Origin of the sequence: Flagellimonas cixiensis, assembly GCF_042134615.1 — a bacterium.
GTDB lineage: Bacteria > Bacteroidota > Bacteroidia > Flavobacteriales > Flavobacteriaceae > Flagellimonas > Flagellimonas cixiensis.
Genome location: NZ_CP169639.1, coordinates 1,623,972 through 1,646,898, shown reverse-complemented (window position 1 = coordinate 1,646,898; position 22,927 = coordinate 1,623,972). Strand labels below are relative to the sequence as shown.

Genomic DNA, 22,927 nt, shown 5'->3' with positions numbered 1-22,927 from the left:
AAATCTATTTTTAGTTTTGTCTAAATTTAATTTTTTACTCATTGAAATTAGTTTGTAGACATATCGCCCTTTTATGGATAACTTTGGTTAGCAGTTGTTGTTTTGCCCAAATGGCATCCTTAAATGGAAAGGTTACTGATAATCGAGAACCTTTGCCTTTGGCAAACGTATTGCTGAAAGGAACAGAAATCGGGGCCGCAACGGATATCGATGGGTTATTTAGGTTAGAAAACATTCAACCAGGGGATTACGTATTGCTGGTAACTTCACTTGGTTATCAACCTTACCAAACCAAAATTAGTTTTGGTACTTCAGAAGAAAAATCGATTAACATTCCATTGGAACCTTCGGCCCAAAGTTTGGATGAAATGGTGGTCACAGGAACCCTAAAACCTGTAAGTCGATTGGAAAGTCCAGTTCCTGTAGAAGTCTATTCCCCCACTTTTTTAAAAAAGAATCCGACTGCCAGTGTTTTTGATGCGCTCCAAAATGTGAACGGGGTGCGCCCACAGATCAATTGCAATGTTTGCAATACGGGTGACATCCACATTAATGGATTGGAGGGCCCCTACACCCTTGTTCTTATCGATGGAATGCCCATTGTGAGTGGCTTGGGGACTGTATATGGCCTTACAGGAATCCCCAATTCCCTTATTGAGCAAATTGAGATTGTAAAAGGTCCTGCATCCTCTCTTTATGGTAGTGAAGCTGTAGGAGGACTGATCAACATCATTACCAAAAATGCGATAAGTGCTCCTGAGTTTTTTGCCGATGGCTTTGCCACGGGATGGGGAGAATACAATTTGGATGTAGGAAGTAAAATAGCTGTAGGAGACAAAACCAATCTACTTTTAGGCGTCAACTACTTTAATTACGACAATCCCATTGACAATAACGGGGATAATTTTACGGATTTGACACTCCAAGACCGCATATCCATTTTTCAAAAATGGGATTTTAGACGAAATGAAAATCGATTGTTCTCTTTGGCCGGTCGCTTTTTTTATGAGGACCGTTGGGGTGGAGAAATGCAATGGACCCCTGAATACCGAGGTGGTGATGAAATTTATGGAGAAAGCATTTATACCCGCAGATGGGAGGTGCTGGGAAAATATCAATTGCCCTTTGAGGAAAAATTTCTTTTATCATTTTCCTATAATGATCATAACCAGAATTCGGTCTATGGCGATACCGAGTATTTGGCAGACCAACGCATAGGATTTGCACAATTGACCTGGGACAAAACTGCAGGAAATCATGATTTGCTGTTCGGAAGTGCTATTCGATATAATTACTATGACGACAACACGCCCGCCACTGTAGCGGCCGACAATATTTGGATACCGAGTCTATTTGCCCAAGATGAATACGCCTTTGCCCCCAAACATTCGTTTTTGGGTGGTTTACGGTATGATTATGATCAACGGCACGGTAACATCTTTACTCCGAGAGCGGCCTACAAATGGAAAATATCGGACAATGATATTTTTCGGGTGAATGCAGGAACCGGATTTCGTGTGGTGAATTTGTTTACCGAAGATCATGCCGCACTCACTGGGTCAAGAGAGGTGATTATTGCAGAAGAGTTAAAGCCAGAACGGTCTGTCAATGTCAACATCAATTATTTAAAGAAAATTTATAGCACCAATGGCACCTTTATTGGGATTGATGCTTCTGCGTTTTACACTCGATTTTCGAACGTGATTCTCCCAGATTATGAAACCAATCCCAACCAGATCATTTATGATAATTTGGATGGGAAATCAGTTTCGCAGGGCGTGAGTGCGAATTTGGACGTTGCATTTCCAAGCAGTTTTAAAATTATGGTCGGGGCCACTTGGCAAGATGTCAGCAGCACCGAAAATGGGGTAACCCAGCAGCAAATCCTTACTGAAAGTATTACCGCGACCTGGAATTTGTCGTACACCTTTCGCTCCCTCAACCTAACGGCGGACTACACAGGAAATCTATACGGACCCATGCGATTGCCTCTTTTAGGGGAGTTAGATCCAAGACAGGAATATTCGCCTACTTGGAGTATTCAAAATATCCAGTTTACCTATAAAGGGCTCAATAATATTGAAATCTACGGTGGAATAAAAAACCTATTGGATTGGACTCCAAATCGAGGGAACCCCTTTATCATTGCACGTGCCAATGATCCTTTCGACAAGGAAGTAACTTTCGACAGCAATGGTAATGCAGTGGCCACGCCAAACAACCCTTATGCCCTTACTTTTGACCCAAGCTATGTGTATGGCCCCAACCAAGGTATTCGTGGATTTTTTGGGTTAAGGTATACGGTTTTTTAAACCAAAAAAAATATATTTCAAGACTAGAATATTCCAAAAAGCTATAATTTGAGTCTGAATTGCTAACTTTGAGTGTGGAAACTACCCAAAATATAACAACCAAGCTTTCAAAGCTTAAGGTGCGTTTAAGTGAACGTTACCCGATTTCTTCTATGGCTTTGTTTGGTTCATACGCTCGAAATGAACAGACCGATTCTAGTGATGTCGATATTTTAGTAGAATTTAATGGAAAAATTGGAATTAAATTTATTGATTTAGCTAACGAACTTGAAAAATCTTTGGGATTAAAAGTCGATTTAGTTTCAAAAAAAGGTGTGAAAGAGCAATACCTAAACACCATTCTATCTGACTTGATATATGTCTAGAAGAGACAATACACTTTTGATTCAAGACATGATTGAATCTGCACGAAAGATTTTGACTTACACTAAAGACATGTCATTTGTTAACTTTCAGAATGACAGCAAAACAATCGACGCAGTTATTAGAAACTTTGAAATTATTGGAGAAGCTGCAAATCGAATAACAGAAACCTATAAAACTGAGAACCCTGAAATTGAGTGGATTTATTTAAGAGGTTTTAGAAACCGTATTGTCCACGAATATTTTGGGATTGATTTGGAGATTGTATGGCAGATTATTGAAGATGATTTACCTAAGCTTTTGGAAACATTGAACAATAAGCTACAATAAAAGTCTACTTACCTTCCCCTATCTTTGAAACCATGTCTCAATACGATTACATCATTATAGGAGCAGGAGCTGCTGGACTATTATTGGCCGATGCCTTGGGCAAGGATGAATTCTTTGCTTCCAAATCCATTTTGGTGTTGGATAAAGATAATAAATCTAAAAACGATCGTACATGGTGTTTTTGGGAGCTTGGTGAAGGCCGGTTTGATAATTTGACCCATAAAACTTGGGAACATATTTATGTAGGTGGACAGCAGCTTCAAAAATCCACTTCCATTGCACCGTACACCTACAAAATGCTTCGAGGGATTGACTTTTACAACCACTATATACCAAAGGTAAAGTCACACCCGAACATCACTTGGGCTCAAGAAGAAGTTCTCGACATCGAAGAACTAGAAAAGGAGGTTTTGGTAACTACATCAACCCAAAAATATTCAGGACAAACGGTATTTTCCAGTCTATATGATGCTTTCATCCCTTTAAAACAAAAGGAATTCCCTGTTTTGCAGCAACATTTTGTTGGCTGGAAAATAAAAACCGAACAGTCGGTATTTAATCCAGAAGAAGCTACTTTTATGGACTTTTCTGTGCCCCAAAAAGGCAACACGCGCTTTATGTATGTGCTTCCAACTTCAGAAAACGAAGCCTTGGTGGAATATACCTTGTTTTCGGAGCATCTATTAGAAAAAAGCGAATATGAGGAGGCTATTAAAACTTATATTTCGGAGAAATACGGAGACACTAATTATACTATTGAAGAAACTGAATTTGGCAGTATTCCCATGACTTGTTATCCCTTCCATGAAAACCATACCAATCGTGTTTTTCACATAGGTCTTGCTGGTGGCTGGGCAAAACCGAGTACAGGATATACCTTCTACAATACCAGTCAACAAGTACCTAAATTGGTTGAATATTTGAAAACTGGAAAACCACTTTCTCAATTCCACCAAAAAAGCAGATTTACTTTTTACGACATGCTTTTGTTGGATATTTTATACGAGAACAATCATTTGGGTCACGAAATTTTTGAGTCCATGTTCAAAAGAAGAAAAGCCTCTTTAATTTTAAAATTCTTGGAGAACGAGACCAATTTATGGGAAGAATTCAAAATTGTAATAGCTCCGAAACCCATGCCGTTTATCAAAGCACTTTTAAAACGAATCTTTTAAACGGTTCGATTCATCAATGATTCTCCAAAGGTTTGTAAAAGCTGTTTTTTAGCTGAAGGCAAATCCAGTGAATCCAAAACATCGAATGCTTTCTGGGTATAGTTCTCAATGGCCTTTTTGGTTACATCCACGGCACCACTCTCTTTAAAAATAGCTTTTACCGCCTCAATTTTAGCGTCTGCATCAGCTGGTTTTATGGAATACAAATGCAACAACCCGTCCTGATCATCTTTCGTCGCTTTTTCCAAGGCTTTTAAGTATAGATAGGTCTTTTTGTTTTCCATAATATCTCCGCCAACCTGTTTTCCGAACGTTTTTAGATCACCAAAGGCATCCAAATAATCATCTTGTAATTGAAATGCAATACCCAAGTTTCGACCAAATTCATAAATCGCATCTGCATCCTTTTGTGAAGCATTGGCCACAAGCGCACCCATTTTCATAGCAGCAGCCACCAAAACGGAGGTTTTGTACTCGATCATTTTAATGTATTCGGGAATGGTCACATCGTCACGAGTCTCAAAATCCACATCGTATTGCTGCCCTTCACACACCTCCAGTGCCGTTTTACTGAACAACTTGGTAAGTTCTAAATACAATGCTGCTGGGTAGCTTTCAAAAAATTGGTATGAAAGAATCAACATGGCATCTCCAGAAAGAATCCCCGTGTTCACATCCCATTTTTCATGCACGGTAACTTTACCACGACGTAATGGTGCATCATCCATGATATCATCGTGAACCAAAGAAAAATTATGGAACATTTCTACCGCTAAAGCCGCATCCAAAGCATCTTCAACTCTGGCTCCGTACATATCGGCAGTCATCAAGGTGAGCACAGGACGCATTCGCTTTCCCCCTAAATCCAAGATGTAGCGAATAGGTTCATACAGGTTTTTTGGCTCTTGCCATTGTGCTTTATTGGTAAGGTAAGTAACAAATGTATCCCTATACTGACTAATAAAATCGAATTCTGCCATGGAGTCAAAAATACATGCAAAAAACCGAAATGAAATAAACGTTACTCGGAATACTTTAATTTTTAGAGATGAAAATCCTGGTCATTCTGAGAAATTTTAAAAAAAGTTTCCTTAAAAGTGCAATGGATTCCGATTCCATCGTCTCTATTAATGAAGACAACAACCAGTCAAGCACAAAATGTCGGCCAAAACGGAAAACCGAAATAACCTATCCCAATTTTTCAACGAGGAATACGGCTCGTTGCGAAGCTATGTGCAGTCACGCATTAGGGATACTTCGGAAAGAGATGCCGAGGACATTGTGCAGGATGTTGCTTTGAGAGTGTTTTCCAGAACGGATGATGCCATCCCCATCACCAATATAGGTGGATTTGTGTACAGCGCCATTCGCAATCGGATCATTGACATTATGCGCGGCAAAAAGGAGCAAAACCTGCCTAGCGAAAACATTGACGAACAATGGCAGGAGTTTGCAGAGTTCTTTTACGGCGATGCGGACAATAGCTATACCCCAGAAATGGAAGCTGCCCTTAAGGCGGCAGTGGAAGATCTTAAGCCTTCTTTTAGGGACATTATCATTGCCATTGATTTTGAGGGTTATACTTATAAACAAATTTCAGAAAAAACAGGAATTCCGGCCGGCACTTTAATGTCGCATAGACATCGCGCCATGTCGGAGCTCTCCAAAAAATTAGAGAATATAAAAGCACAGAATTATGGAACATAAACAAGAGTTCGAAAGAGTCGTTGAAAAAAAAGTGGAGCACACCGTAAAAAAAGTGGTAAAGGTCATTGCCATGATCATTTTGGGAACCATTATTTTCCTATTGGCCAATTATCTATTAATGAGGCTATGGAACTGGTTAATGCCCGATCTGTTTGGTGTTGGAACAGTAACATACTGGCAAGCACTTGGCATTTTTATATTGGCTAAACTGTTATTCGGCTTTGGTGGTGGTGGCGGAAAAAGCAAAGGAGGCTCCAGTCATAAAAAGAAGATGAAATCGTCCAATCCCTGTAAGCCTTGGAGAAGAGATTTTAATGAATGGAAATACTACGACCAATTTTGGGAAGAAGAAGGTGAAACAGCCTTTAAATCTTATATAGAAAAAATCAAAAACGAAAATCATGATAAAGAACAATAAAACATCCTTGAAAGAACGCTTTTTGCGCTTTAACAGACCTTTCTATTGGAATTTAGGCCCCATAAAAGTCAGAGCTGATAAGGAACAGCCCGTGCATTATTTTCCAATAGACAAACAGCAATAAACAACCTATTAAGCCCTCGTTAAAAAATTGTAAAACCTTGGAAACTTTTTTTGTTTTTAAAGTTTCCTAGCCTACATTTGCCGCTGATTATGAGGGAAAATATAATTCAAAAAGCAACTGAAATGTTCTTAAACCTTGGTTTTAAGAGCGTTACCATGGATGATCTTGCTCAAGAAATGGGAATTTCAAAAAAAACGATTTACTCCCATTTTAAGAACAAAACAGAATTGGTGGAGAAATCTACCATGACCATGTCACAATTTATTACCTGTGGTATCAATGAGATTATTGATTTACAGAAAAACCCTATTGAAGAGCTTTACGAGATAAAAAAGTTTGTATTGACGCACATGAAGGATGAAAAATCATCGCCATTGTACCAGTTACAGAAATACTATCCCAAAATCTTCAAGTCCTTAATGGAAATTCAATTTGAATGTACCAATGAATGTGTTTCCAAAAATGTTAGAAGAGGAATGGAAATGGAAATCTATAGAGACAACCTAAATCCAGAATTTGTTTCCCGAATATATTTCTCAGGGGTAATGAGCATTAAAAACACCAAACTGTTCCCTACCGAAATCTTCAGTCAACGTCAGCTTCTGGATTATTATTTGGAATACCACTTAAGGGGCATTGTAACCCCTAAAGGAAGAAAAATACTCAACTCAATCATCAATTCAAATCAAGATTAAATGCGAAAAACACTAATCAGCCTGCTCTTACTTTTACCTGTCCTTGTCTCGGCACAGGACACTATTCCGAGCTTTAGCCTCAATCAGGCCATTTTATATGCCCTTGAGCACAACTATAATGCCATCAATGCAGATAGGGACTTGGACGATGCCCAAAAGCAAAAATGGGAAACCATTGCCTCTGGTCTACCTCAAATTAATGGCGCTGTTAACTATCAAAACCAATTGAAACAGCCCGTTTCCCAAATTCCGGCCGAATTTTTTGGTGGCGAACCAGGGGAATATCAAGAAGTGGTTTTTGGTCAGTCACAATCCATGTCGGCAAGTGCCACCTTAACCCAACAAATTTTTGATGGATCCTATCTTGTGGGAGTACAGGCCACCAAAACCTTTTTAGAATATAGTCAAAACAGTAAGGAGAAAACCGAGCTGGATGTTCGAAGGTCTGTAGTTGAAGCCTATGGCAATGTGCTTTTAGCGCAAGAAAGTGTTAAGATTTCTGAACGAAATGTGAATACCCTTCAGCAAAACCTATATGAAACCAAGCGTATCTATGAAAATGGATTAGGAGATGAAGAAAGTGTTGATCAATTACAGATTACCCTTTCCAGCATGGAAAATTACCTCAAAAATGCGCGACGCATGGAGAAAATCACCCTTCAGATGCTGAATTTTGTACTAGGGCTTCCCATTGACGCCCCTACGGAATTGACCGAAAACCTGGATGATCTCACCCAAAGTCAAATTGATTTTCAACTATTGGACTCCGAATTCAAAATAGAGAACAACGTGGATTACAAAATGGCTTTAAACCTAAACCAACAACGTGAGTTGGAGTTGAAATTGGCCAAAAGTTATGCGCTGCCAACGCTTAATGCCTTTGTTAACTACGGTGGAAACTCCTTTAGTAACGAATTTAACTTTTTTAGGAGCGGTCAGCAATGGTTCGGGTCTTCGATTTTAGGGGTTGACCTGAATATTCCTATTTTTAGTTCCTTAAGAAGAAGTGCCACCACCCAACGAGCCAAAATTGCTTTGGAAAAAGCAAAGACCCAATTCACCCAAACGCAGGCACAAATCAACCTTCAATTGGAACGCGCAAAAAGCGATTACATCCTTGCGATTCAACAGTACGGCACGTCCAAAGATAATTTGGAACTCGCCGAGCGTATCGAAAAGAAAAATGAAATCAAATATACCGAAGGTTTGGCCACCAGTTTTGAATTGAGACAGGCACAGACCCAATTATATACCAATCAGCAAGAATATTTACAATCCATGGTCGATGTTATCCTTAGGAAAACCGAACTGGAGAACATATTAAATCAATAAACAAAGTAGAAACCATTACGTCATGAAAAAAGCAATATATATAACCCTAATAGCGGCAGTACTAGCTTCTTGTGGAGGATCGGGCAGCAATTCCATAGAGAATGTCTTAGCCAGCAAGGATGTGGATGCCTTACGAGCAAAGCGGAACGATTTGACTGCCGAATTAAAAGCATTGGAAAACCAGGTAAAACAATTGGACGATGCCATTTCCGAATTGGACAATAGCGCAAATTTACCCTTGGTTTCTGTACTTACCGTTCAACCCCAAGAATTTCAACACTTTTTAGAACTGCAGGGGGATGTAAAAACCGACCAAAACGTTTTGGTGTATCCTGAAATGTCGGGAACCCTATACCGTATTTATGTGGAGAAAGGCCAAAAAGTAAGTAAAGGACAGTTGTTGGCCTCCATTGACGATGGGGGTTTATCCAGCCAATTGGCACAAATGCGCACCCAAGCAGCTTTGAGCAAAACCACTTTTGAGCGCCAAAAAAGACTTTGGGAGCAAAACATTGGTTCCGAAATCCAATACCTACAGGCTAAAACCAATTACGAAGCCCAAGAAAGTGCCGTTAAGCAATTGGAAAGCCAAGTGGAACGATCATCCATTCGTGCTCCATTTTCAGGAATTATTGATGATGTGATCAAAGATCAAGGAACAGTGGTTAGTCCGGGTCCTGGTTCCGAAATTTTCAGAATTGTGAACCTATCGGACATGTACATTGATGTAGAAGTACCAGAAGCGCATTTGCCGAACGTTTCCGTGGGAAAAATGGTGAATGCTTATTTCCCAGTACTTGGGGAGACCATTACCACTAAAGTGCGCCAGACCAGCAACTTTATTAATCCCAGCAACCGTTCTTTTAAGGCCGAGATACCTGTCCCCAATAACAATGGGCACATAAAACCCAATTTAACGGCCAAGGTGAGAATCAACGATTACACCAATGAAAATGCCATTCTTATTCCGCAAAGTGTAGTCTCTGAAAATGCCGAAGGTGAGCAATTTGTTTATGTGATTACCGATGAAAATGGAAGTATGGTAGCCAAAAAAGTGATCATTCAGCCCGGCACCACCCAAGGAGATTACTTAGAAGTGCTTGAAGGTCTTCCTGCAGGAAGTAAAGTAATTGTGGAAGGTGCTAGAAGCATTAGAGAAGGACAGGCTGTTCAAGTTTTGGATTCAACGCTAACATCTAAAAACTAACCAACCCAAATGGAAAAAGCTAAAAAGAACGCAAACAAAGAATTTCGCCTTTCATCATGGGCCATAGACAATCCCTCTGTGATCTATGTGATGATCGGGCTGTTCTTCCTCATAGGTGTTTCTGCCTATTTTGCCATGCCACGGGAAGATTTCCCTGAGGTGGAAGAAACCAAAATTTATATAAGTACCATTTATCCCGGAAACACCGCCGAGGATATGGAGCGATTGGTCACGGATCAATTGGAAGATGTGCTGAAAAACATTAGCAATGTGGTGGAAGTCACCTCGACCTCTCAAGAGGATTATTCCATGATTGTGGTGGAGTTTGACGAGGACATTTCCGTGCAATATGCAAAGCAAAAGGTAAAGGATGAAGTAGATTCAGAAAAAGCGAGTGAAGATTGGCCTGTTTTTAACGGTGCCAAAGTTGAACCCAACGTTTTTGACCTGAATTTAGCGGAATCCTTTCCGATTATGAACGTAAACCTTACGGGGGATTATCCTGTGGAACGTTTGAAGGAATTTGCCGAATATCTAGAGGACGAGATAGAGGACCTTCCGCAAATTAAGGAAGTTGATATTCGAGGCGCACAAGAGCGTGAGGTTGAAGTCGCCGTTGATGTGTACAAAATGATGGCATCTAGAGTGAATTTCGATGATGTGATCAATGCCATTGCCAACGGAAACATGACCATGTCCGCAGGAAATTTGGTGACCAGCGGCCAAAGAAGGACCCTCCGAATTATGGGGGAAATTGAAAATCCCGCAGAACTACGAGATTTTGTGGTTAAATCTGAAAATGGGGCGATCTACCTTCGGGATATTGCCACCGTTTCTTTTAAGGAAGAAGACAAAACCACGTACGCAAGGGAACATGGTTCCCCCGTGGTAATGCTGGATATAAAAAAGCGATCAGGGAAAAACACCGTTGAAGCTGCCGATGAAATACGCAGATTGGTGGATGAGGCCAAAGAAAACTATTTCCCAAAAGACCTACAGGTTACCATTGCGAACGATTCTTCCAGTAAAACCCTTAACCAGGTGGATGACTTGGTGAACAACATCATCTTTGGAATCATCCTCGTGGTAACTGTTTTAATGTTCTTTTTGGGCTTTAGAAATGCGTTGTTTGTCGGTTTCGCGATTCCAATGTCCATGTTTATGTCATTTATGATCTTAAATGCGCTTGGCTATACCTTGAACACCATGATTCTCTTTGGTTTGATCATGGGATTGGGTATGTTGGTGGACAACGGGGTTGTGGTTGTGGAAAACGTATACCGACTCATGGAGAAAGAAGGTATGTCCCGTAAGGAAGCTGCCAAAAAAGGGATTGGTGAAATTGCTATTCCTATCATCATCTCCACAGCAACTACCGTAGCTGCGTTTATACCTCTAGGCGCGTGGCCTGGGATCATGGGGAACTTTATGATCCTATTCCCAATCACTTTATCTGTTGTGCTTGGTTCATCCTTGTTTGTGGCCATTTTTATGAACTCCATGTTGGTATCCCAATTTATGGAAGTAGGTGATAAAGAATTAACCAAAAAACAATTGATCCGACTGAGTATTATTCTCGGAGTGCTCGGAATTTTCATCTTTATTGTTGGAGGTGAAATGCGTGGCCTTGGAACATTGATGATCGTTATTGGCATAATGTTCTGGTTATACAAATACTTTTTAAAGCCATGGGCGAGAAGTTTCCAGACCAGAGGTTTGGTAAACTTGGAGAATTTTTATGAAAAACAGCTTAAAAAAGCACTTCGAGGCAAGAATGTATACCTATACTCTGGGCTTACTTTTATTTTGTTGATTTTAGCCTTCGTTTTCTTTGGAATGTCATTAGGGACACAGCGAACCAAAGTGGAATTCTTCCCCGACAACACCCCGAACGAGATTTATGTGTATATCGAGTATCCACAGGGAACCGATATCGATAAGACGAATGCCATTACCAAACGTATTGAAGAAAGGGTATACGCTGTTGCGGATAGGAGTATGTATAATGATGGAGATTTTAATTATTTGGTAGAATCCAGTGTTTCCCAAGTTGGTAAAGGGGCAGAAAACCCATTTACCGAAGGAGGTTCGGCAGCGGAAATGCCACATAGAGGTAAAATTACGCTCTCCATGCGCGAGTACAAATACCGAAACGGTCTTGATACAGAAGAACTACGTCTAAAAATTCAAGATACGTTAACTGGTGTATTCCCGGGTGTAACCATTTCCGTTGAAAAAGATGCTGTTGGGCCCCCTGCAGGATACCCTATCAATATAGAAATAGAGGGTCAGAACTACGATACCTTGATCAGCACCGCCGAACGTATGCGCAACTTCATCAATAGTAAAAACATTGCTGGAATTGAGGAGTTGAAAGTAGATGTAAACAAGAGCAAACCCGGTATGCAGGTACAAGTGGATAGGGCAAAGGCTGGTGAACTTGGTGTATCCGTAGGTCAAGTTGGACAACAGCTTCGTAGATCAATTTTTGGTGACAAGGCCGGAATCTATAAAAAAGATGGGGAGGATTACGATATAAACGTTCGTTTTAATCAAGACTTGAGGTACAACACTAGTGCTCTTTTCAATCAAAATATCATTTTTAGAGATCCTTCGAATGGACAGATCAAGGAGATTCCTGTTTCAACAGTGGCAACCCAAAGAAACACCTCCTCTTTTAGTGCCATTAAACACGTGGACACCAAACGTGTGGTAACGGTTTATTCTGCCTTAAAGCCTGGATTTACCGACGCAGCTGCCATTGTAGCCGAAATTCAGAATGAAATGCAGGAGTTCAAAGGGCTACCCCAAGGTGTAAAAATCGATTACACGGGTCAGATTGAAGAACAGAACAAGCAAATGGCGTTCTTGATCAGTGCCTTCTTTTTAGGACTTGGCTTGATCATGCTTATTTTGATTTTCCAATTTGGTGGTGTGTCCAAACCAACCATAATCATGATTGCCATTTTCTTGAGTTTTATCGGGGTATTTGGCGGGTTGATCGTTACTGGATGGCCTTTCGTGATCATGATGACCATGATGGGGATTATATCCTTGGCGGGAATTGTGGTAAACAATGGTGTGGTGCTGTTGGATTATGCACAAATTCTAATAGATCGTAAAAAGGTGGAGATTGGAATTTCTGATGACGAGCTGTTGAACAATGAAGAAGTTACCGATGTGATCATTAAAGCAGGAAAGGCACGGTTACGTCCTGTATTGTTAACGGCAATCACTACAGTTTTGGGATTGATACCTCTTGCGATAGGATTGAACATCAACTTTGTGGGACTGTTCTCTGATTTTGATGCCCAAATTTATATGGGAGGTGATAATGTGATTTTCTGGGGACCATTGGCTTGGACCGTAATCTTTGGACTGATCGTGGCCACCTTCTTGACCCTGATCATTGTTCCGGTACTGTTCAATATTACCTACAGACTTAAGATCAGAATCAAAAACTGGAGATCCACAGATCCAACTCCCGAAGTGATAACAAAGTAAGATTATCAGTTAACTGAACAAAAAAAGCCCCGACCATTTGGTCGGGGCTTTTTTCTTAAACACTGATTTAATTTACTGGTTTACCGAGACAACTTCGCCTTGGCTCCAGTCTTTTACGCTTGCGATGCGGTTATCGGTAAAGTCAACTTCACGCAATACATCTTCTTTCCAGAAAAACCATTTTCCGGTCTTTACACCATTATCATATTGTCCAGATGCTATTTTTTTTCCATTGGCATCAAACATGTACCAATCTCCGTGCAACTTACCATTCATCATCGTCCCTGTTTGGGCTATTTCTCCGTTATCGTGATAATAGGTTGCTTTTACCATTTTTCCCTTCTTCTCATAAGTTGGTTTTACATCTTGTGCAGACATAAAAGCCGTAAACATCAGCGCAACAAAAAATACTGCTTTCTTCATTTTATTAGGGGTTTAAATCATTAATACTAATAGGATAACGAATCAAAGATACTTAAATTTTACGTTGAAAACACATTTATATAACCTTTAGTTTACTTTGAATTAACATTAAACCCGTATTTATCTTATTTTTAGGTGTTTATATTTTATTGTTTAACACTAAAAATAGCATTATATCGACAATTTTATCCTTAAATCGACCTCAAAATCGGAACATTTGTAAATTCTATGTTAACCTTCAGTTAGTTAATCATAACATTTGACAGCTAGTTTGGATTTCTTCCTTCACCAAATAGGAAGTAAGCAGAGAAATTGGCATTATCTGACGATTAATAATGGGATTACTCTTAAATTTGCCCTCTCATTAAAAACATCATGTACAGAAGTAACACTTGTGGTGCGTTAAGGGCATCGGATATTGGTTCGGAAGTAATTTTAAGTGGATGGGTTCATAAACTTAGGGACAAAGGCTTTGTGGCCTGGGTAGACCTTCGTGACCGATATGGCATTGTTCAATTGGTTTTTGACGAGGAGCGTACCAGCAAGGGGCTCATGGAAAAAGCGAGGGAACTAGGTCGTGAAACCGTAATCCAAGTAAAAGGAGAAGTGATCGAACGCGCCTCCAAGAACCCCAACATTCCCACAGGTGACATTGAAGTATTGGTGAGTGAGCTAAATATTTTGAACGAATCCAAACTTCCTCCCTTTACTATTGAAGATGAAACCGATGGCGGGGAAGATATTCGAATGAAATATCGTTATCTGGATATTCGAAGAAATCCCGTAAAAAACAACCTCATCTTTAGGCACAAAGTATCCATGGAGGTGCGCAAGTATCTATCGGATCAAGGTTTTATTGATGTAGAGACCCCGTACCTGATCAAATCCACTCCTGAAGGCGCAAGAGACTTTTTGGTACCCAGTCGCATGAACGAAGGGCAGTTCTACGCACTTCCGCAATCTCCACAGACCTTTAAGCAATTGTTGATGGTAGGTGGAATGGACAAGTATTTCCAGATTGTAAAATGTTTCAGGGATGAAGACCTAAGGGCCGATAGACAACCGGAATTTACCCAGATTGACTGCGAAATGGCCTTTGTGGAGCAAGAAGATATATTGAACACTTTTGAAGGGTTGACCAAGCATCTTTTAAAAGAAATTAAAGGTGTGGAAGTGGAAGAATTCCCAAGAATGACCTTTGATGACGCGATGCGATTGTACGGAAACGACAAACCCGACATCCGTTTTGGAATGCAGTTTGGCGAATTGAATGAGGTGGCCCAACATAAAGACTTTAATGTGTTCAACACTGCCGAGTTGGTAGTGGGTATCGCAGTTCCCGGAGCCGCATCTTACACCCGAAAAGAAATTGATGCCTTGATTGACTGGGTAAAAAGACCTCAAGTAGGTGCCAAAGGCATGGTCTATGTAAAATGTAATGACGATGGTTCTTATAAATCTTCCGTGGATAAATTTTACGACCAAGAAGATTTGGCCCAGTGGGCCGAGCTTACCGGAGCCCAGGCTGGAGACCTTATTTGTGTGCTTTCAGGGCCTGTCAACCAAACTAGGGCTCAACTAAGTGCTTTGCGCATGGAATTGGCAACTCGATTAGGACTTAGAAAATCCGATGAATTTGCCCCCCTTTGGGTCATTGATTTCCCATTATTGGAATTGGATGAGGAAACTGGCAACTATCACGCCATGCACCACCCTTTTACCTCACCAAAGCCCGGTCAATTGGAACTTTTGGAATCTGACCCTGGAGCCGTAAAGGCCAACGCTTATGATTTGGTGTTGAATGGAAATGAAATCGGCGGCGGTTCCATCCGTATCCACGATAAAGAAACCCAGGCGACCATGTTCAAACATTTGGGCTTTACCCCAGAAGAAGCCAAGGCCCAGTTCGGCTTTTTAATGGATGCTTTCCAATACGGAGCACCGCCACACGGCGGAATCGCGTTTGGCTTGGACAGACTGGTATCTATTTTGGGTGGACAAGAAACCATTCGTGACTTTATCGCATTCCCAAAAAACAATAGTGGAAGAGATGTAATGATAGATGCTCCAGCTAACATTGACGATGAGCAATTGAAAGAGCTACATTTAAAATTAGACCTCTAAAAAACACATCCCGCCATGTAGCGGGATTTTTTAATACTTTTAAGAGCATCACCGACATCGATGGCCTTAAACCAAAAAAAACTGCTCACCCGTTTTCTAAAATGGCGATATAGAAATATCTCCAATAGGACTTTTATTCAGGTAATGAGTCTTATTGTTGGGTTTTTAGCGGGATTGGTCGCGGTCACCGTAAAAAACAGCACCTATTTTATTGAATCCCTTTTAAAAAGTGGTATTGTTTCTTCCGAGAACCAATTGTTTTTTATTTTGCCCACCATCGGACTTACCCTGGTGTACCTCTACGTGAAATTCGTACACAAGGAGCCCTTACAACATGCCGTTTCTTCTATTATATTTTCACTCTCCAAGAAACGGGGATTACTAAAACTCAAGGATATTTACACCCCATTAATCACCGCTCCACTTACGGTTGGTTTTGGTGGTTCGGTGGGATTGTTGGGCCCAGCGGTAAAATCGGGTTCGGCCGTGAGTTCCAACTTAAGTAGACTTTTTCATATTGATGCAAAAACACGCACTCTTTTGGTCGCTTGTGCATCAGCTGGAGCCATCGCGTCCATATTTCAATCCCCGATTGCAGCCATTATTTTTGCCGTGGAAGTATTTACGTTGGATTTGACCATGATCTCCATGCTCCCTCTTCTTTTGGCATCCATCGCAGGGGTGTTGACATCCTATTTCTTTCTAGGAAATGAAACTCTGTTCAGTTTTTCACTTTCAGAAGGGTTTCAATTAAAGGATACCGCATTTTACATTTTGTTAGGTGTAGGAACCGGTTTTGCTTCCATTTATTTTACCAAAATGTATTTTGCCATCCTTGCACTTTTTAAAAAATTGAAAAGTCCTAAATACAAACTATTGGTAGGCGGAATAGCCATAGGAATTATGCTATATGCCATTCCCCCACTCTACGGAGAAGGATTCGGTTTTATCAATAACCTGTTGGATGGGGACCATTTAAAAGCGTTGGGCACCACTCCATTCGACAACTTTACCGATAACATTTGGGTGGTCATCGCCCTTTTGTTCGGGATTACCATTTTCAAGGCCATTGCAATGACCACTACCATTGGTGCTGGGGGTGCAGGTGGAGTATTTATCCCCACCATGGTTATGGGCAGTGCTTTGGGAAATGTGGTTGCCAAAGTCATTAACAACTTGGGATTGGGTTTTTCGGTATCTGAAAGTAACTTTACCCTCATCGGAATGGCAGGACTAATTGCAGGGGTGATCCATGCTCCCTTAACCGCCATATTCCTTATAGCAGAAATCACTGGAGGCTACCAGCTTTTTGTACCCCTGATGATTACCGCCTCCATCTCCTATTTAATTACCAAAAACGCCTTGGATTATACGATTTATACCAAAGAATTGGCGAAAATTGGTGCCCTTTTATCCCATAACAAAGACCAAATGGTACTGGGTCTAATGGAAATGGACGATGTTATCGAAAAGAACTTTAGAGCTGTGCATCCGAAAATGTCCTTGGGCGAAATGCTGCACCAATCCGTATCCAAATCCAAAAGAAATTTATTTCCAGTGCTGGATGATGACAAAAAGTTGATTGGCATAATCGTGTTAGATGACATTCGTTCGATGATGTTCGACACCGAAATTTATGACACCGTATTTGTTAAAAATTTGATGCATGCACCGCCAGAGGTTATCTTCTACGAAACGGACAACATGAAAACGGTGATGAAGAAATTTCAGGATAGCGGCGCTTGGAATCTACCCGTCATCAAGAATGGAAAATACGAGGGATTTATTTCAAAATCCAAAATGCTCACAGCCTATCGCAGAAAATTGATCAATTATTCCCAATGAAAATAAAGCTAAAATATATTGTGATCTTAATCACCTTAGCATCCTTTGCCTCAATAATTTATGGCTTTAATCTTGAAGAAGGTGATTCTTTGGCGCCAAAATTTATTGGCGGGGGAACTATAGGCTTATTTCTTATTGCCATGCCCCTGTTTCTTTACAAAGAGAGCAAGGGTAAAAACATGAAAGATTACATGTTAACCAAAGAAAATATTGCCAAAATGCAAGAAAAGGAGCGCAAAAAGCCTGAAAATCAATAATTTTCAAAAGTTTTAATCTACATTTTATACGACCGCCAATAAAATAGTATACTTTAGTGTTTTAACATTTTTATATTATTTTAATGACTGGTACAGTAAAATTTTTCAATGAATCCAAAGGATTCGGGTTCATTACTAACGACGACACAGGAAAAGACATCTTTGTTCATGTTACAGCATTGAACGGAGTAGAATTGAACGAAGGCGACAAAGTAGAATACGTAGAAGAAGAAGGAAGAAAAGGAGTGGTTGCTGCAAAAGTGCAGGTAATCTGATAAAAATATTTTATTTTGATTTGATCCAAACCCCGGCTAGCCGGGGTTTTTTTAATTTAAGTTCCTTCGTTGAATGAAGAATCGCTTTAGCATTTCCGAAGATTCATTTTCTAAAATACCACTCACCACTTCGGTTTTTGGGTGTAAATGTCCCCCCATTACATTGAACCCACGTTCCAAATCTGCCGCACCGTACACCACTTTAGATATTTGACTCCAATACAATGCCCCTGCACACATTTGGCAAGGCTCCAAAGTCACATAAAGGGTACAACCTTTTAGGTACTTTCCACCCAAAAAATTAGAGGCCGCCGTAATTGCTTGCATTTCGGCATGGGCCGTAACATCATGTAATCTTTCCGTAAGATTATGTGCCCTACCTATGATCCTATTGTTCGCCACAATAACCGCACCCACGGGCACCTCTCCATTTTCAAAAGCAATCTCGGCCTCTTGCAAGGCCTTCTTCATAAAATATGTGTCATCAAAGGGATTCTCCACCATTACTATTCAAAATTCATGTATTCGCTAAGCTAAGCATAAATAATTATGGGGATAATCGATACTTTTGTTTTTTTATTTCTTGGAAAATCTACTGGCACATATCAATTCCCCCGAAGACCTCAAAAAATTGACCTTGGATGAGCTGCCTCAACTTGCCCAAGAACTTCGGGAATTTATAATTGATATTGTTTCCACCAAAGAAGGTCATCTTGGAGCGAGTCTTGGAGTCGTGGAACTCACCATTGCACTCCATCATGTTTTTAATACGCCCCACGACAAACTCATTTGGGATGTAGGCCACCAAGCCTATGGGCACAAAATATTGACTGGACGAAAGGATATTTTTGAAACCAACCGTCAATTAGGAGGTATCAGTGGTTTTCCAAAAAGAAGTGAAAGTGTTTACGATGATTTTGGAACCGGACACAGTTCAACAGCCATTTCGGCGATTTTGGGAATGGCCATGGCCTCAAAATTAAGTGGAGATGTAAACAAACAGCATATTGCTGTCGTGGGTGACGCATCCATTGCCAGTGGCATGGCCTTTGAAGGCCTGAACCATTTAGGGGTTACTGATGTGAATGCACTTATCATTCTAAATGATAATGCCATTGGGATTGACCCCAGTGTCGGAGCTCTCAAAAAATACCTTACCAATGTAAAAAAGGGCACTGCAAAGGATGAAAACATCTTTGAATGCCTCAACCTCAATTATTCAGGACCCATTGATGGACATAATGTAACAGCCTTAGTTGCAGAATTGGAACGATTGAAACATGTTCGAGGGCCAAAATTGTTGCACATTATTACCACAAAAGGCAAAGGGTTAAAAAAAGCTGAAGAAGACCAGGTGGTGTATCACGCTCCTGGCAAGTTTGATAAAAAGACAGGGGAACGTCTTAAAAAAAACAGCTCTAACGAACCTCCAAAATATCAAGAAGTATTTGGGCAAACCCTTGTGGAATTGGCACAAAAAAATGATAAAATTGTGGGTATCACCCCTGCCATGCCAACGGGTAGTTCCCTTAAATTGATGATGGACCAAATTCCAGAAAGGGCATTTGATGTGGGAATTGCCGAGCAACACGCTGTTACCCTTGCTGCGGGAATGGCCACCCAAGGCTTGATCCCTTTTTGTAATATTTACTCCACCTTTTTGCAGCGCGCGTATGATCAAGTGATCCACGATGTAGCGTTGCAAAAGCTACCTGTAATCTTTTGCTTGGACCGTGCTGGTTTGGTTGGTCAAGATGGCCCAACACATCATGGCGTTTTCGATCTCGCCTATTTGCGGTGTATTCCAAATATGATTGTTTTTGCCCCAAGGAACGAAATGGAATTGCGAAACATCATGTACACTGCACAAATAGGATTGCAAACTCCAATAGCCATAAGGTATCCCAGAGGTCGAGGTGTTACCATAAATTGGCGCAAAGATTTTCAACCTATTGAGTTGGGCACAGGTATTTGCCTAAAAGAAGGTTCCAAAATTGCTCTCTTGACCATAGGTCACATCGGAAATGAGGTTGAAAACATCATCGCATCGTTGCAAAAAAATGAGGATATTGGCCACTACGATATGCGCTTTGTAAAACCATTGGATAGGAATATGCTTCGTACTATTTTTGAAAAGTATGATCATATTATTACTGTTGAAGATGGATGTAAGATAGGTGGTTTTGGTTCTGCAATTCTTGAATTTGCGAACGAAGAAGGCTTTACCAAACCAATTAAAATTTTTGGAATCCCCGATGAATTTATTGCTCACGGCACTATAAATGAGACCCATAAAATAGCTGGTATAGATTTTGATACCCTAAAAACTTTCATACAATCAACCACAAACCAATGCGAATAAGTTTTTTTCTAATACTATTCCTTTTCGTTTGCTTTTCCGCCAACGCTCAAATTACCCGTTTAAAAGTTTTTGAACCCGATAGTACCGATGCTGGATTCAAAGTGGTTCGCATAAAGGAGGTAAAGCTTAAATACCCGGTGCGAAGTGCCAAACTTACCGACCCAAGAACGGTACTTAATCGAGTAAAACCCGTAAGCAAGTGGTACCGTCGATTTAAACCCACCTCTTTTTGGAAAAAAGTAAATGAATTTGGGCTGAACATCAATGAAGTTGCCTTTGTCAACTGGAACGCAGGGGGTGATAATTCAGTTTCAGCATTGGCGAGTTTCAAATTTGTTCGAAATTATAAATTCCGATACCTGAGTTGGAACAATGAGGCCCAGATGCGGTACGGACTCAATGCGCAAGAAGGGAGAAAGCTGCGGAAAACAGATGATCAATTACGATTGTCCACCACTTTGAGTTTTAGGAACGATACCATTACCAAATGGTACTATTCGGTTAAAATGAACTTCAACACACAGTTTTCCAATGGTTATAAATATCCCGACCGTGAAAATCCAATATCCAAATTCATGTCACCAGGATATCTCTTTTCAGGTATGGGTACCTCATACATTCCCAACGACAAGTTTAACCTGTACATCTCACCTGCCACCCTAAAGTCGACCTTTGTTTTTGATGAGCGCTTATCCAATCAAGGGGCATTTGGTGTGGAACGAGGGAAAAACACCTTTGTGGAACTTGGTTTTTTGATCACCAACACATGGGAACATGAAATCTTTACCAATGTGGTCCTTGACCATCGGATAAACCTCTATACCGACTATGTGCGGAGTTTTGGAAATATAGATGTGGATTGGCAAATGAATTTCAACTTGAAAGTGAACAAGTTTCTCACAGCCAATATTGGCACCCATCTTATTTATGATGATGACATTAAGTTTGATGAGGTAGTGGATGACACAGGATTGATCATAGACCCTGGAGAGCCACGAATCCAGTTTAAACAACTTTTGGGCGTGGGCCTACTCTACAATTTTTAAATCATTCTACCGGTTAATTTATCGTGGATATGCACTGCTGCACTATCCGATAAGCTAGCTACAAAACAACTGGTATCGAGCAAAATTTGATATAACGGAACATTAAAATTGCGGTAATTTTCCGGCAAACTTTTAATCAACAATCGGTCGTAGTTGGTGTCGATTTCATTTTTTGAATTGACCAAAGCTGTCGTATACATTTCCAATAAATCGGAAATAATTCGGTATCCTGCCAATTCTTTATCCACCACATCTTGGGATTGGTAAATTTTTTCGACACTTAGTTTGATGATGTCCTCCACCTGAGCCTGATACTTTCCTTTATCTAAAAGCGCAGCATCAAAAGTACCGTTCAAAATCTTATCCTCATTCTTTACAAAAACCTCTACGGCATCCTTGATCAAGGTGCTAATTGCCAAAGCCCTTAAATAACTCAATCGATCACTGGAATGGGTCATGGCGTTGTACTTTTTGGTGTTGATATTTTCCTTCACCAAATTGATCAAGTATTCCAACGCATATTCTTCGGGAATCAACCCCAAATTGATACCGTCTTCAAAATCAATAATGGTGTAGCAGATATCATCGGCCGCCTCCACCAAATAGGTAAGTGGGTGTCTTAAAAATCCTGTTTTTGGATGACTCGGATTGGGCAACAAACCTATTTCATCGGCCACTTCCAAAAAGAATTCTTTTTCAGATTGAAAAAAACCAAACTTTTTATCCGCTATGTTCTTGGATGGTTTTTTGGGCAATGATCCTTTGGGATATTTCATAAAGGCGCCCAATGTGGCATAACTTAATCGAAGTCCGCCAGGCACACCGGCCCTAGATTCCGTCAACAACTTGAAGCCATTAGCATTTCCCTCAAAATCAATCAAATCCTGAAACTCTTCTGCAGTAAGTTGCTCTTTATATTTTAGGCCGTTTCCTTGTTTAAAATAGTTGCCAATTGCCTTTTCACCACTATGACCAAAGGGTGGGTTGCCAATATCGTGTGCCAAGGCGGCTGCGGCAACAATGGCTCCGAAATCATTAAAATGATAGCCGTGCACCTCACTCAAATAGGGATATTTGGAAATAATTTGCTGACCTGCACTTCGTCCAAGGCTACGACCGACTACGGAAACCTCCAAACTATGGGTGAGTCGGGTATGTACAAAATTCTTTTGGGAGCCCACGGCAATGGGCATAGGAAACACCTGTGTCTTGTCTTGCAAACTTCTAAACGCAGATGAAAATATAATACGGTCGTAATCCACCTCAAACCCCAAACGGGTCTCATTTTGTTCCGTTCTCAAGCGCTTAGAGGTGTCGCCCTGTCGTTTTAAAGATAGTCGTTGTTCCCAGTTCATATTTTACTATTGGCGCAATATACGCCGTTGGTTTGGCAAGCTCAAACATTAAATAATCTTGTGCCAGAATTGA

Annotated in this window: 21 protein-coding genes; 17 read left to right on the top strand and 4 right to left on the bottom strand. The window is 40.5% G+C overall.

Annotation, left to right across the window (positions count from 1 at the left end):
- The first annotated feature begins 41 nt into the window (after positions 1–41).
- The 4 genes from ABT310_RS07315 (at position 42) to ABT310_RS07300 (ending at position 4,180) form a co-directional block, all read left to right on the top strand.
- On the top strand, positions 42–2,312 hold the full coding sequence (locus ABT310_RS07315) for a TonB-dependent receptor domain-containing protein (protein WP_375326088.1): 2,271 nt from the start codon (positions 42–44) through the stop codon (positions 2,310–2,312).
- 74 nt (positions 2,313–2,386) lie between these two features.
- A complete protein-coding gene (locus ABT310_RS07310) occupies positions 2,387–2,677 on the top strand; it encodes a nucleotidyltransferase family protein (RefSeq protein WP_375326087.1) in 291 nt (96 codons plus the stop codon).
- The gene (locus ABT310_RS07305) at positions 2,670–3,005 is read left to right on the top strand and encodes a DUF86 domain-containing protein (protein ID WP_375326086.1); all 336 of its coding nucleotides are present in this window, start codon (positions 2,670–2,672) and stop codon (positions 3,003–3,005) included. Before ABT310_RS07310 ends, ABT310_RS07305 begins: the two co-directional genes overlap by 8 nt.
- 32 nt (positions 3,006–3,037) lie before the next feature.
- Positions 3,038–4,180: a lycopene cyclase family protein gene (locus ABT310_RS07300; protein WP_375326085.1), complete on the top strand. Its 1,143-nt coding sequence runs from the start codon at positions 3,038–3,040 to the stop codon at positions 4,178–4,180.
- Here ABT310_RS07300 and ABT310_RS07295 read toward each other — a convergent pair.
- Positions 4,177–5,160 (bottom strand): polyprenyl synthetase family protein, encoded by a 984-nt coding sequence (locus tag ABT310_RS07295; protein WP_375326084.1) that lies wholly within the window; start codon positions 5,158–5,160, stop codon positions 4,177–4,179. The two genes, ABT310_RS07300 and ABT310_RS07295, sit on opposite strands and share 4 nt — an antisense overlap.
- A gap of 178 nt (positions 5,161–5,338) precedes the next feature.
- On the opposite strand from ABT310_RS07295, the gene ABT310_RS07290 reads away from it, so the two are divergent.
- The 7 genes from ABT310_RS07290 to ABT310_RS07260 all read left to right on the top strand — a co-directional run bounded on the left by ABT310_RS07290 (position 5,339) and on the right by ABT310_RS07260 (position 13,167).
- A complete protein-coding gene (locus ABT310_RS07290) occupies positions 5,339–5,887 on the top strand; it encodes an RNA polymerase sigma factor (protein ID WP_375326083.1) in 549 nt (182 codons plus the stop codon).
- A complete protein-coding gene (locus ABT310_RS07285) occupies positions 5,877–6,305 on the top strand; it encodes a hypothetical protein (protein WP_375326082.1) in 429 nt (142 codons plus the stop codon). The genes ABT310_RS07290 and ABT310_RS07285 overlap by 11 nt, the downstream gene beginning before the upstream one ends.
- On the top strand, positions 6,289–6,429 hold the full coding sequence (locus ABT310_RS07280; RefSeq protein WP_375326081.1) for a hypothetical protein: 141 nt from the start codon (positions 6,289–6,291) through the stop codon (positions 6,427–6,429). Before ABT310_RS07285 ends, ABT310_RS07280 begins: the two co-directional genes overlap by 17 nt.
- Before the next feature lie 89 nt (positions 6,430–6,518).
- On the top strand, positions 6,519–7,124 hold the full coding sequence (locus ABT310_RS07275) for a TetR/AcrR family transcriptional regulator (RefSeq protein WP_375326080.1): 606 nt from the start codon (positions 6,519–6,521) through the stop codon (positions 7,122–7,124).
- Complete coding sequence (locus tag ABT310_RS07270) at positions 7,125–8,456, top strand: TolC family protein (RefSeq protein WP_375326079.1); 1,332 nt, start codon at positions 7,125–7,127, stop codon at positions 8,454–8,456.
- Positions 8,457–8,478: 22 nt separating this feature from the next.
- A complete protein-coding gene (locus ABT310_RS07265; protein WP_375326078.1) occupies positions 8,479–9,663 on the top strand; it encodes an efflux RND transporter periplasmic adaptor subunit in 1,185 nt (394 codons plus the stop codon).
- 9 nt (positions 9,664–9,672) lie between these two features.
- Positions 9,673–13,167, top strand: coding sequence for an efflux RND transporter permease subunit (locus ABT310_RS07260; protein ID WP_375326077.1), 3,495 nt, complete (start codon positions 9,673–9,675; stop codon positions 13,165–13,167).
- Between the two features lie 72 nt (positions 13,168–13,239).
- On the opposite strand, the gene ABT310_RS07255 is transcribed toward ABT310_RS07260, so the two are convergent.
- Positions 13,240–13,590 (bottom strand): toxin-antitoxin system YwqK family antitoxin, encoded by a 351-nt coding sequence (locus ABT310_RS07255; protein ID WP_375326076.1) that lies wholly within the window; start codon positions 13,588–13,590, stop codon positions 13,240–13,242.
- Between the two features lie 375 nt (positions 13,591–13,965).
- Between ABT310_RS07255 and aspS the strand changes: the two genes are divergently transcribed.
- The 4 genes from aspS (at position 13,966) to ABT310_RS07235 (ending at position 18,091) form a co-directional block, all read left to right on the top strand.
- Positions 13,966–15,714: an aspartate--tRNA ligase gene (gene aspS, locus ABT310_RS07250; RefSeq protein WP_375326075.1), complete on the top strand. Its 1,749-nt coding sequence runs from the start codon at positions 13,966–13,968 to the stop codon at positions 15,712–15,714.
- 60 nt (positions 15,715–15,774) lie between these two features.
- The gene (locus ABT310_RS07245) at positions 15,775–17,559 is read left to right on the top strand and encodes a chloride channel protein (protein WP_375326074.1); all 1,785 of its coding nucleotides are present in this window, start codon (positions 15,775–15,777) and stop codon (positions 17,557–17,559) included.
- Entirely contained in the window at positions 17,556–17,816 is a 261-nt protein-coding gene (locus ABT310_RS07240) for a hypothetical protein (protein WP_375326073.1), read from the top strand. Before ABT310_RS07245 ends, ABT310_RS07240 begins: the two co-directional genes overlap by 4 nt.
- Before the next feature lie 83 nt (positions 17,817–17,899).
- The gene (locus ABT310_RS07235) at positions 17,900–18,091 is read left to right on the top strand and encodes a cold-shock protein (RefSeq protein ID WP_375326072.1); all 192 of its coding nucleotides are present in this window, start codon (positions 17,900–17,902) and stop codon (positions 18,089–18,091) included.
- Positions 18,092–18,142: 51 nt separating this feature from the next.
- Here the strand turns inward: ABT310_RS07235 and ABT310_RS07230 are convergent, their stop codons facing one another.
- Positions 18,143–18,595, bottom strand: a complete 453-nt coding sequence (locus ABT310_RS07230; RefSeq protein WP_375326071.1) for a nucleoside deaminase — start codon at positions 18,593–18,595, stop codon at positions 18,143–18,145.
- A 64-nt stretch (positions 18,596–18,659) separates the two neighbouring features.
- Here ABT310_RS07230 and dxs point away from each other — a divergent pair, with 64 nt between their 5' ends.
- Entirely contained in the window at positions 18,660–20,453 is a 1,794-nt protein-coding gene (gene dxs / locus ABT310_RS07225) for a 1-deoxy-D-xylulose-5-phosphate synthase (protein ID WP_375326070.1), read from the top strand.
- A complete protein-coding gene (locus ABT310_RS07220; RefSeq protein WP_375326069.1) occupies positions 20,444–21,499 on the top strand; it encodes a DUF3078 domain-containing protein in 1,056 nt (351 codons plus the stop codon). The genes dxs and ABT310_RS07220 overlap by 10 nt, the downstream gene beginning before the upstream one ends.
- On the opposite strand, the gene dgt is transcribed toward ABT310_RS07220, so the two are convergent.
- Complete coding sequence (gene dgt / locus ABT310_RS07215; RefSeq protein ID WP_375326068.1) at positions 21,496–22,854, bottom strand: dGTP triphosphohydrolase; 1,359 nt, start codon at positions 22,852–22,854, stop codon at positions 21,496–21,498. The two genes, ABT310_RS07220 and dgt, sit on opposite strands and share 4 nt — an antisense overlap.
- Between the last annotated feature and the right edge of the window lie 73 nt (positions 22,855–22,927).